8 protein-coding genes are annotated in these 12,598 nt (G+C 43.4%); 5 read left to right on the top strand and 3 right to left on the bottom strand.

Translation table 11 applies throughout. The features are described from left to right. Positions 1-22: 22 nt before the first annotated feature. The 4 genes from grpE to dapB all read left to right on the top strand — a co-directional run bounded on the left by grpE (position 23) and on the right by dapB (position 4,682). On the top strand, positions 23-631 hold the full coding sequence (gene grpE / locus FET73_RS01135) for a nucleotide exchange factor GrpE (protein WP_154222078.1): 609 nt from the start codon (positions 23-25) through the stop codon (positions 629-631). A gap of 93 nt (positions 632-724) precedes the next feature. Beyond that, positions 725-2,650: a molecular chaperone DnaK gene (gene dnaK / locus FET73_RS01130; RefSeq protein WP_154222077.1), complete on the top strand. Its 1,926-nt coding sequence runs from the start codon at positions 725-727 to the stop codon at positions 2,648-2,650. Positions 2,651-2,755: 105 nt separating this feature from the next. Next, complete coding sequence (gene dnaJ, locus FET73_RS01125) at positions 2,756-3,904, top strand: molecular chaperone DnaJ (protein ID WP_154222076.1); 1,149 nt, start codon at positions 2,756-2,758, stop codon at positions 3,902-3,904. Positions 3,905-3,908: 4 nt separating this feature from the next. Continuing rightward, on the top strand, positions 3,909-4,682 hold the full coding sequence (dapB, locus tag FET73_RS01120) for a 4-hydroxy-tetrahydrodipicolinate reductase (RefSeq protein ID WP_154222075.1): 774 nt from the start codon (positions 3,909-3,911) through the stop codon (positions 4,680-4,682). 23 nt (positions 4,683-4,705) lie between these two features. Here dapB and FET73_RS01115 read toward each other — a convergent pair whose 3' ends face one another. Beyond that, positions 4,706-5,686 carry a DUF1207 domain-containing protein gene (locus FET73_RS01115; RefSeq protein WP_154222074.1) on the bottom strand — a complete coding sequence of 327 codons (981 nt, stop codon included), beginning with the start codon at positions 5,684-5,686 and terminating at the stop codon, positions 4,706-4,708. Positions 5,687-5,960: 274 nt separating this feature from the next. On the opposite strand from FET73_RS01115, the gene FET73_RS01110 reads away from it, so the two are divergent. Further along, positions 5,961-6,887, top strand: coding sequence for a hypothetical protein (locus FET73_RS01110; protein ID WP_154222073.1), 927 nt, complete (start codon positions 5,961-5,963; stop codon positions 6,885-6,887). 52 nt (positions 6,888-6,939) lie between these two features. Here the strand turns inward: FET73_RS01110 and acnA are convergent, their stop codons facing one another. Together acnA and acnB are read right to left on the bottom strand one after the other, a co-directional pair. Beyond that, entirely contained in the window at positions 6,940-9,603 is a 2,664-nt protein-coding gene (acnA, locus tag FET73_RS01105) for an aconitate hydratase AcnA (protein ID WP_154222072.1), read from the bottom strand. Between the two features lie 213 nt (positions 9,604-9,816). Beyond that, entirely contained in the window at positions 9,817-12,429 is a 2,613-nt protein-coding gene (acnB, locus tag FET73_RS01100) for a bifunctional aconitate hydratase 2/2-methylisocitrate dehydratase (protein WP_154222071.1), read from the bottom strand. Between the last annotated feature and the right edge of the window lie 169 nt (positions 12,430-12,598).

Here is a 12,598-nt window from a genome sequence, read left to right as displayed (position 1 = left end):
TTAATTTGTTGTACATGTAATCATGAGTGAAGAAAATAAAATCAACGATGAAAACATAGAAGAAGTGGTAAATATCAATGCCGCTGAAAGCACAGATGAAGGCACAGAAGTTGAATCTGATGAAGTGGTTGAAGAGCTGAGTGAGACATCGGTTGACGCATTGGAACAAATGCAACAAACCATTGATGACTTAAAAGCCCAGTTAGCAGCCAAAGAAGAAGAAAAATTACTGATTGCTGCTGAAGCGCAAAATTTACAGCGTCGCATGCAACGTGACATTGATAACACGCGCAAGTTTTCAAACGATAAAATCATCAAAGCTTTGATTCCGGTGATGGACAGTTTTGATAAAGCCTTGGAAGTGATTGAAGACGACAGCTGCGAAGTGACGACAGAAGCCATGGTTCAAGGTACAGAAAACACACACAAGATTTTTTCTAAAGTATTAGAGGACAACGGCATCAGCATCATCAATCCAGTGGGCGAAGCCTTTGACCCTGAAAAACATGAAGCGATGAGCATGATAGCCTCGCCAGATCATGAAAAAAATACGGTGGTTAATGTATTTCAAAAAGGTTATTTGCTGAACGATCGAGTGATTCGCGCAGCGATGGTAGTTGTGGCTCAATAATATCAATGAGCGCAGGTTTCTGGCTTGAAAAAATAAGCAAGCGACCATAAATACCAGTCAATCAAAAAATTTATTATTTAAGAGGATTTTATAATGTCAAAAGTTATAGGTATCGATTTAGGAACAACCAATTCATGTGTTGCCATCATGGAAGGTAACGACATCAAGGTGATTGAGAACGCTGAAGGCGATCGCACAACACCTTCAATTGTGGCATTTACCGAAGACGGTAAAACCATGGTCGGTCAATCTGCAAAAAGACAAGCAGTGACCAACCCAGAAAATACATTATTCGCGATCAAACGTTTGATCGGTCGTAAAGTGACCGAAGACGTGGTGAAAAAAGACAAAGACATCGTGCCTTACAAAATTGTAGGTGCAGACAACGGTGATGCTTGGGTTGAAGTTCGCGGTAAGAAAATGGCGCCACAAGAAGTGTCAGCACGAATTTTAGAAAAAATGAAAGCAACGGCTGAAGATTATTTGGGTACTGAAGTGACACAAGCGGTCATTACAGTCCCTGCTTACTTCAATGACTCTCAACGTCAAGCGACCAAAGATGCAGGTAAAATTGCCGGTTTAGAAGTGAAACGCATCATCAATGAGCCTACAGCTGCGGCTTTGGCTTACGGCATGGACAAAAAAGGTGGTGACAGAACCATCGCTGTTTATGACTTAGGTGGTGGTACATTCGATATCTCAATCATTGAGATTGCTGACATCGATGGTGAGCAACAATTCGAAGTGTTGGCGACCAATGGTGACACATTCTTGGGTGGTGAAGATTTCGATAACCGCGTGATGGATTACTTGGTTTCTGAATTCAAAAAAGACCAAGGCGTTGATTTGAAAAATGATCCATTGGCTTTGCAGCGTTTGAAAGAAGCGGCTGAAAAAGCAAAAATCGAATTGTCATCTTTGGATCAAACGGAAGTTAACTTGCCGTACATCACGGCTGATGCATCAGGCCCTAAACACATGAATGTGAAAATCACACGTTCTAAATTAGAGTCTTTGGTAGAAGATTTGGTTAAACGCACTGTGGCACCATGTGAGACAGCGATTAAAGACGCAGGTGTTTCATTGAATGAAATTTCTGACGTTATTTTGGTTGGTGGTCAAACACGTATGCCAGCGGTACAAACCATTGTAGAAGCGACTTTTGGTAAAAAACCGCGTAAAGATGTGAACCCTGATGAAGCAGTTGCCATGGGTGCAGCGGTTCAAGGTGGTGTATTGTCTGGTGATGTGAAAGACGTTCTGTTGTTAGACGTGACACCATTGTCATTAGGTATTGAAACCTTGGGTGGCGTGATGACTAAGTTGATTGAGAAAAACACAACGATCCCTACCAAGGCATCTCAAGTGTTCTCAACGGCTGAAGACAATCAATCTGCTGTAACGGTTCATGTATTACAAGGTGAGCGTGAAGTGGCACAAGCGAACAAATCTTTGGGTCAATTCAACTTGGAAGGCATTACAGCAGCACCTCGTGGCATGCCACAGATTGAAGTGTCTTTTGATATAGATGCCAATGGTATCATTCATGTATCAGCGAAAGACAAAGCGACCGGCAAAGAGCAACGCATTGAAATCAAGTCGGGTTCTGGATTATCAGACGAAGAAATTGAAAACATGATTAAAGATGCTGAGTTGAACGCTGAAAAAGACAAAGAGTTCCAAGAGTTGGCACAAGCACGTAACGGTGCCGATGCGATGACACACTCTGCGAAGCAAATGTTGGAAGAGCACAAAGAAATCATCGAAGACGGTGAGAAAGCAGCGATTGAAGCAGGTGTGGAAGCTGTAAATGAAGCCACTAAAGGTAATGACAAAGCAGCCATTGAAGCCGCCAGTAACAAGTTACAAGAAGCGATTCAACCTGTGATGCAAAAAGTGGCTCAAGCGGCTCAAGCAGAACAAGCAGCAGGTGATGCCGCAGCGGGTGAAGAAGCGGCTGGTGGTAATGATGATGTTGTTGATGCTGAATTTGAAGAAGTAAACGACGACAAAAAATAAATCAGTGGGTGAGTGACTCACCTTAATTACTGGTTATGTAATACACCGCCTGGAGCAAATAAGTTTCAGGCGGTTTTTTAGAATATAAAGACTCGATTAAAAATCATGGCACAAAAAGATTTATACAAGATTCTGGGCATTGAAAAATCAGCCACAGCGGCAGAAATCAAAAAAGCATTCAAACGCACAGCGATGAAACTTCATCCTGACAGGAATGCCGATGATCCGAGTGCGCAAGATAAATTCAAAGAAGCCCAAATGGCTTATGAAATCTTAAAGGACGAACAAAAACGCCAAGCATACGATCAATATGGCTTTGATGCGGTATCTGGTCAAGGCGGTGGACAAGGTCCCGGTGGTTTTGGCGGCGGCGGTTTCCACGGTGACGTCGGTGACATGTTTGGTGACATCTTCAGTGATATTTTTGGCGGCGGCGGTCGGGGTCGTGGGCGTCAAGGTCCACAACGTGGTCGCGACGTTCAAATTGAAATGACCGTTGAATTAGAAGAAGCCATCAATGGCGTTTCTAAAGAAATCAATATCCCGACAATGGTTTCTTGTGATCCATGTCATGGTACGGGATCAAAAGACGGAAAGACTTCGACGTGCTCTACTTGTGGTGGTGTGGGTCAGGTTCGCATGCAGCAAGGCATGTTTTCTGTTCAACAGGCATGTCCTGATTGTAAGGGTCAAGGCCAAACCATTTCAAACCCTTGTGGTTCTTGTCACGGGCAAGGTCGCAAGCAAGAAAAAACTAAGTTGAACGTTAAAATTCCAGCAGGTGTAGATCAAGGCGATCGCATCAGATTGTCTGGAAAAGGTGAAGCAGGTCCACAAGGCGGTCCAGCCGGTGACTTGTATGTGGATATCCATGTGATTCCACATAAGATTTTTGTCAGAGAAGGTGATCATTTATTCTGTGAGATGCCGATAGACTTTGCTACAGCCTGTCTAGGTGGTGAAATCATCGTGCCGACTTTGACAGGTGAAGTTAAGTTAAAAGTGCCGGCAGAAACACAGTCTGGTAAACAGTTCCGTTTACGAGGCAAGGGTGTGAAATCAATTCGTTCGCACAGTACTGGAGACTTGCACTGTAAAGTCAATGTTGAGACGCCAGTGAGTTTGTCTGGTGAGCAAAAAGATTTAATAGAGCAATTAGACAAAACCATCAAAGCGTCGGGTGACAAAAACAACCCACGCAAAAAAGGTTGGTTTGATAATGTGAAATCATTTTTAGATAAAATGACCGGTTGATGGCATGACGGATAAATTGAAAATCATTGTGGCTGGTGCCTCTGGCCGTTTGGGAAAATGTTTGATTCGATTGATTGCTGCGTCAGATGATTGTGAGCTGTTGGCGGGATTGGTTTCTGAAAACAGTCCATCACTGGGTAAAGATTTGGGTGAATTGGCTGGCTTGCCAGCGATGAATGTTTTGGCCAGTTACAACACCGATGGCACAGCAGCAGATGTGATGATTGATTTCAGTCAATCAGCAGGCTTCGACGAGCTGGTTGATTTTTGTGTGATGAGTGAAACGGCTTTGGTCAGTGGAACCACTGGATTGGTACAAGCGCAATATGACCGATTGGCCCATGCATCTAAATTCATTCCTGTGATGTGGACGAGTAACTTTTCAATCAACGTCCAAGTATTGAAAAACATGCTCCAAATCATCAAGCAATTTAATCCAGATGCTGATTTTTCCATCAAAGAAACGCATCATATACATAAGAAGGACGCGCCTTCTGGTACGGCCATCAGCTTGGCTCAAGCGGTTGACTCTTCTGGAAAAATGCAAAAATTTTCTGAGTCTCAGTTTCAATTAGGTGACGTTAAAATTGAGGCCGTACGTAAAGGTGAAATTCCTGGTATACACGAAGTCACCTGTGAATTGAACAGTGAAACCATCACATTAGAACATTCTGCGCATGACCCTGACGTGTTTGCCCAAGGTGCCTTGCAAGCAGCTCTGTGGATTAAAGGCAAAAGCAAGGGTTTTTATGACCTCAACCACGTCATCATGGGTTGATCAATTTAAAATTATTGACCTTTTTACCAGTTCTGTAAAAAGGTCAGTCCCATAAAACTCAAATCTTCGGTGTAAAACTGTCCGTAGGGCGAGTGCCCATCTTGGTATTCAAACAAAATTTGAAAAGGTAAGTCAGTTAACTCTTGGATTTCTATACCTGCTCTGAATGTGGCATTAATTACCCAGTCAGCTGCTTCCCATGACTTTAAATCCAAGCCTACCACGGGTCGTAAGTATGGAGCGTTCAACCATGGGGTTTGGCCAAGGTATTGAGCCCCTGCTTGCCACATGTGTTTGCCTAAATTACCGGGTTCTGAACGGGTTATCAAACCTAAGCCGGCATATACGTCCCAGCTGTTGATTGAACGTGATGCGGTCCATTTGACGGTTTCATAGGATAAGTTCAATCTGTCTTCGATATACTCTGGGTTGTCTATGAGGAATTCATCTCCTAAATGTGTGCTCCTGTGGGTGTATGAAAAACGCCATGACCAATCTGCTAAGTTTTGAACCAGTGCTCCACCGACCGAAAAATCTGTGTTAATTAAGGCACCGCCCCTGTTATTCCTGGTGTCTATTTGGCTGACATCAAATTGAGACCGAATCTGGCCGAACACACTGAATGTTATGGGATTGCTGGACTTGAATTGCCAAGTTTTAACCGACTGGTTTTTTCCAACACCCAGCAATACCGAGTTGAAATCATGGCCTAAGAAATCCAACTGGCCATAACTGAACTGTAAATTGGTTTCATTCAAGTCAGCGATTAAATGTGGGAATGACTGTTTGGTGATGGTGTGAGTGCTGGTGGGGGTTTGTTCTTTTGAGGCCAGAGGCTTGGTTGTTTTGGTTGTTGCTATGGCGTCATAGCATGCCAACCTACTTTGTTCCTCTTTTATGGCTGAGCATGTGGTTATTTGATCAATCAGTGGCTGTTCTTTAATGGCATAAGCAGGGGTTAAGCAACTACTGAAGGTAAAAATTATTATCAATCGAATGTTCATGGGTAAGATATATTTTTGTCTTTATTGTTGATGCACTGAATTGTACCAAAAAAGATGAAATGTCATCATTGAAGTTTACTGTGTATGGCTATGAAATGACAAAAATAGACGGATTGTGTTTTTCATAATGATGATAATTATAAATACCAAATAAAAACTGCCAAGTCCTTCACGGTTGAGGCCAAAGACAGTAGTCTGAACATGTGTTAATCAAATTTATCTGTAGGATAGTGGGTGAGGTGAAATTATGTGTATTAAATTGGCAGTATGTTTTTTGAGTTTAATAAGCAGTGGTCAAGTTTTTGCTAAGGGGCAAATGCTTCAACTTGGAAGCGCCATTCCGTTTGATGATGAGTTCAATCAATCAATAGATTTGTTGAACAACAACACCAGTGCATGGCAAGTATTGGGTGCAGGTCAAATGGATGAACGCGCAAGTGAGATGCAAATCGGTGGTGGGTTGTTGACTGTCGTTCCAGACGTGATACATCACAATGGTTGGTTTCAAGATGACTATGGACCACTCATTTATCAAGAAGTGACAGGGAATTTTTCAGTGGTGCTTAATTTAAGGGTTTCTGCGGGTGATGACGTAGACCTGCCGCCGGATGTTGGTTTTAACGCGGCTGGTTTTGTGATCAGAAATGCTTCTGGAACCCACAATCAAGATGAAAACTGGGTGATGTACAACATGGGAGGACAAGGACAAAATGGAGTCACTTTTGCTCGAGAGATGAAAAAGACGGTGAATTCAGTTTCTAATTTGTTTCTGACAGAGCAAGTCCATATGGAAGAATATTTATTGGCTTGTCGAATTGGAGGTGATTTTTACTTTTATTATTGGGCTGATGCGATTCAAGACTGGCGGCAAGAAACGTTTTATAACAATCATGATGTCGATGGTGTCAGTACCACCACTTGGCGTAATAACAACAATGTAACGCCTGAAATCATTGCCCCTGGTGATGGTCAGGCCAATCCCATGTATTTCAATCATGATGGTATGTCTGAAACCATTCAGCTAGGAATAATGTCTCATACTTGGGATAACAATGGCGTGGGGAGTGGCAGCAGAGGAGATTTTGAGTTCATACGATTTGCTGCCAATCCGCCGCAGTCTCAATCAGATTGTACATCTGCTTTCCCTCAATTGGGTAATGATTTGATATTTGAAGATGGGTTTGAATTATTGACGGATTAAAATTAGAAAAGCAGGCCGAAGCCTGCTTTTCTAAGCATTGATCAGTACTGTATTATGAAGCCAGGTTTCTCAGTACATAGTGCAAAATACCACCATGACGACAGTATTCAACTTCTTTAGGCGTGTCGATTCTAACATCGACTTCAAAAGTCACAACGCTGCCATCTGGTCTGGTAGCATTAACTTGAGCCACTTTACTTTCGCCATTTTTCAAGCCGCTGATGTCATAGACTTCATGACCTGTCAGTTCAAATGTATCGGCACTTTCGCCTGGTTTGAATTGCAACGGGATGACACCCATGCCAACCAAGTTAGACCTGTGTATGCGCTCGTAGCTTTGTACGATGACTGCTTTAACACCCAATAAATTAGTGCCTTTAGCTGCCCAGTCACGTGATGAGCCGGTACCATATTCAGTGCCGCCTATGATAACCAAAGGCGTGCCTTCAGCTTGGTACTTCATTGAGGCATCGAAGATACTCATTTCTTCATCAGAAGGTTGATGACGGGTCCAACCACCTTCGGTGCCTGGAGCCAGTTGGTTTCGTAATCTGATGTTGGCAAAGGTGCCACGCATCATGACTTCGTGGTTTCCGCGTCTTGAGCCATATGAGTTGAAATTCACTTTCTCAACACCATTCGCTTTCAGGTAATGCCCGGCTGGCGAATCTTCTGCGATGGCACCTGCTGGAGAAATGTGGTCAGTCGTCACCGAATCACCTAATTTGGCCAAAACGCGAGCGCCTGAAATGTTATCAATGGTTCCCACATCTAAGGTCATGCCTTCAAAGTATGGCGGGTTTTTGATATATGTGGAGTCAGCTTGCCAATCAAACAGCTCCGATTGTGTGGTTTTTACTTTTTCCCAGTTTTCATCTCCTTCAAAGATGCCTTCATAGCCTTCAGAAAAACTGCTTTTTGACACGTGTTTTTGTATGGTGTCAGCTATTTCGTGGTTGCTGGGCCAGATGTCTTTCAAATAAATAGGATTGCCGTTTTGGTCATCACCCAGTGAATCATTTTGTAAATCAAAATCCATGGTGCCTGCAATGGCATATGCCACAACCAAAGGTGGTGAGGCCAGGAAATTCATTTGAATGTCAGCATGAATGCGACCTTCAAAGTTTCTGTTACCTGATAATACTGAAGTGGCAATCAAGTCATTGTCATTGATTGCAGAGGATAAAGCGGGATCTAACGGGCCTGAGTTTCCAATACAGGTGGTACAACCAAAGCCAACCACATTAAAGCCAAGAGACTCCAAATCATCCATCACACCAGCGCCATTTAAATAATGTGAAACCACACGAGAGCCAGGGGCTAAAGAGGTCTTAACCCAGGGTTTGACTTTTAAACCTTTGGCTGCGGCATTCCTGGCCAGCAAGCCAGCGCCTAACATGACTGCGGGATTGGATGTGTTGGTGCAAGATGTGATGGCCGCAACGGCAATGTCACCATCTGTGAATTCATAATTGCCACGTTCAGCCGCAACAGGTATAGATTTTTTCGCACGACCGTTTTCAAATTCTTTGAACAGCGACTGAAATTTTTCTTTAGATTCAGTCAATACAATGCGATCTTGTGGGCGTTTAGGCCCTGATATGCTAGGTACCACTGTACTCATGTCTAACTCTAAGACAGCGGTGTATTCTGCTTCAATGCTGTTTTCGTCATGGAACATGCCTTGTGCTTTGGCATATTGCTCAACCAAGTTGACTTGTTCATCAGAGCGGCCAGTCAAAGAAAGGTAACGCAGTGACTCTTTGTCAACAGGGAATATGCCACAAGTGGCCCCGTATTCAGGTGCCATATTGGCAATGGTGGCTCGATCTGCCAAAGGTAAGTGTTGTAAACCAGAACCAAAAAATTCTACAAATTTACCTACCACGCCGTGTTCACGCAGCATGTCTACAACGGTTAATACCAAATCTGTAGCGGTGACACCTTCTTGTAAGTTGCCTGTCAATTTAAAGCCAACCACCTGAGGTATCAACATGGAAATGGCTTGTCCAAGCATGGCAGCTTCTGCTTCAATACCACCAACACCCCAGCCCAAAACGCCAATGCCATTGATCATGGTGGTGTGTGAATCCGTACCCACCACGGTGTCAGGATAGGCCATCAATTCTCCATTTTGTTCAGCCCCAAATATCACCCTAGCCAAATACTCTAAATTGACTTGATGGACAATACCATTGCCTGGTGGCACCACACTGAAGGAATCAAATGCCGTTTGGCCCCATTTTAAAAAACCGTAACGCTCCATGTTGCGTTGAAATTCTATTTGAGTGTTCATTACAGCCGCATCTGCTGTACCGTATTTATCTACTTGAATGGAATGGTCTATCACCAGTTCTGCTGGTGACAGTGGATTGATTTTTTGAACATCACCGCCCAGCGCTTTCATCGCATCACGCATGGCAGCCAAATCAACAACAGCAGGTACGCCGGTAAAATCTTGTAATACCACTCGAGAAGGGGTGAAAGCGATTTCAGTGGCTGGTTTGGCTTTGGGGTCCCATTTACACAAGGCTTCGATGTCTTCAACTGTCACATCTATACCATTTTCATTTCGTAACAGGTTTTCTAAAAGAATTTTTAAACTGAAGGGCAGGCGACTGATGTCGTATAGCTCTTCAATTTTTTTTAAGCTGAAATACGTGTATGATTTGTTATTGCAAGCCAATTTCATGGCAGTGTTTAACGTGTTACTCATGAACCATCCTCTGTTTTTGCTCCTAAAAGTCTGAACACTGTCAGGAACAGTTAGTAAAAATACGACCTAATATTATGCCATTTTTAGACACAAATTTATAGGGTAGCAGGAGGTGTATTTGATGCTTTGATTTAAAAGCGGAGTTCAGCCAGTTATTAATAAAAAAAGGCCGCACAACATCAGTTGTGCGGCCTTTTAAGGATTGTCACCCTATTAGCTCACTTGTTTTAATTCCAAGGTCACTGTTTTCGCGTCTTTTAAATAACGGTCTAATTGATCGAAATTCATGTAACGGTAGGTGTCTGCTTCGCCTTCTTCTAAAACAGATGCATAGGACATGTATTCTTCAACGGTTGGTAATTTACCCATCAATGAAGCAATCGCAGCGAGTTCAGCTGATGCCAAGTAAACGTTGGCACCTTGACCCAGGCGGTTAGGGAAGTTGCGTGTTGATGTAGAAACCACGGTACAGCCCGGTGCCACACGTGCTTGGTTACCCATACACAAAGAACAACCCGGCATTTCAGTACGCGCACCGCTCTTTCCAAAGATGCTGTAATAGCCTTCTTCGGTTAGCAAGGCTTCGTCCATCTTGGTCGGTGGTGCTATCCACAATCGTGTTGGTAGGGTGTCGGTGAATTTATCTAACAATTTACCAGCGGCACGGAAGTGACCAATGTTGGTCATACAAGAGCCAATGAACACTTCATCAATTTTGTCGCCTTGTACTTCAGACAATAATCTGGCATCGTCTGGATCATTTGGTGCACACAAAATCGGCTCATTGATGTCAGCCAAATCAATTTCTATGACAGCTGCATATTCTGCGTCTTTATCAGCTTCCATCAATTGAGGGTTCTCTAACCATTCTTCCATTGCTACAATGCGTCGCTCTATGGTGCGTCTGTCGCCGTAACCTTCAGCAATCATCCACTTCAGTAGCACGATGTTTGAATTCAAGTATTCAATGATAGGTTCTTCATTCAGCTTGATAGTACAAGCGGCTGCAGAACGTTCAGCTGATGCATCAGACAGTTCAAAAGCTTGTTCAACTTTCAAGTCACCCAAGCCTTCAATTTCTAAAATACGACCAGAAAATATGTTTTTCTTGCCTTTTTTCTCTACGGTTAACAAGCCTTCTTGAATGGCATAGTAAGGAATGGCATGAACCAAATCACGTAAAGTGATGCCTGGTTTCATTTCGCCTTTAAATCGAACCAAAACAGATTCAGGCATATCTAAAGGCATGACGCCAGTTGCCGCACCAAAGGCCACCAAGCCAGAACCGGCTGGGAATGAAATTCCTAATGGGAAACGGGTGTGAGAATCACCACCGGTTCCAACCGTATCAGGCAACAACATTCTGTTCAACCAAGAGTGAATGATGCCGTCACCAGGGCGCAATGAAACGCCAGCTCGGTTTTGAATAAAGTCAGGCAGGGTGTGATGTGTTTTAACATCCACAGGCTTAGGGTAGGCTGCAGTGTGACAGAATGACTGCATCACCAGGTCTGCTGAAAACCCTAAACAAGCCAAATCTTTCAGTTCATCACGTGTCATTGGGCCAGTGGTGTCTTGTGAACCTACTGTGGTCATTTTTGGTTCGCAGTATTGATCTGGACGAACACCTTCTACGCCACAGGCTTTGCCGACCATTTTTTGGGCCAAAGTATAGCCTTTGTCACTGCTGGCCACATCTTGTGGTGTGCGGAATATGTCGCTTTGCGGTAAGCCCAAAGACTGTCTGGCACGTTGTGTTAAACCACGACCAATGATCAATGGAATGCGGCCACCGGCACGAACTTCATCTAACAATACATCAGTTTTTAACTCAAATTCAGCCAAAATTTCATCACTGTCATGCTTGGTGATTTTGCCTTCATATGGATATACGTCGATCACATCACCCATGTTCAGGTTGTTAACATCAACCTCGATTGGTAATGCGCCCGAATCTTCAGCTGTGTTGAAGAAAATTGGAGCAATTTTACCACCCAAAACAAAACCGCCAGCGCGTTTGTTTGGAATGAAAGGAATGTCATCACCCATGTGCCATAACACAGAGTTGATGGCTGACTTACGTGAAGACCCAGTACCGACCACGTCGCCCACATAGGCCAAAGGAAAGCCACGAGATTCTAATTCGTCTATTAATTTCATTGGGCCAATCACACCTTCTTCATCAGGTACGATACCTTCACGGGCATTTTTCAACATCGCTTTGGCATGCAAAGGGATGTCAGGGCGTGACCAAGCATCTTGTGCAGGTGATAAATCATCGGTGTTGGTTTCGCCAGTAACTTTAAAAACGGTTAAAGTGATTTTTTCTGCCAACGTATCTTTGCTTGTAAACCATTCTGCATCAGCCCATGATTGCATGACTTTTTGTGCGTGGTTGTTTCCGGCTTTGGCCATTTCTTCAATATCGTAAAAACTGTCAAACATCAATAAAGTGTGAGATAAAGCTTCAACAGCTGTGGCTGCCAATTCATCATTTTCTAGTGCTTTAACCAAGGGCTCAATATTGTAGCCGCCTTGCATGGTGCCCAAGATTTTGATGGCTTCAATTTGAGAAATCAAAGGCGAAGATTCATCTCCAGCTACGATGGCCGAAAGAAAAGATGCTTTGACATAAGTGGCATCATCTACGCCAGCAGGGATACGAGTGGTAAACAACGACATCAATTCTTCAGTGTTGTTATCAGCTGGGTTTTTTAATAGTTCAATTAATTGTGCTGTCTGTTCGGCGTCCAAAGCCAAAGGCACAATGCCTTGTTCTGCACGTTCTGCGACATGCTGGTGGTAATTTGTTAAGAAATCTGACATGTAATAGTTGCCTCGTAGTCTGTATAATTCACTGTGTAGTTAAAAGCCATTTACCTAAAGCTTTATGGATCCTGATTTACCCAAAGTATTTAACTCCCGCTGATTACCGAATCCATGAATGGATACACGGCTTTTGAGGATGTAGTTTGGTTGGAAAATGGAGGCAGTA

The sequence above is a fragment of the Marinicella rhabdoformis genome, from assembly GCF_009671245.1.
Classification (GTDB): Bacteria; Pseudomonadota; Gammaproteobacteria; order Xanthomonadales; family Marinicellaceae; genus Marinicella; species Marinicella rhabdoformis.
Note: the sequence above shows the minus strand (reverse complement) of the source record. Positions and strands in the feature narration are given on the sequence as shown.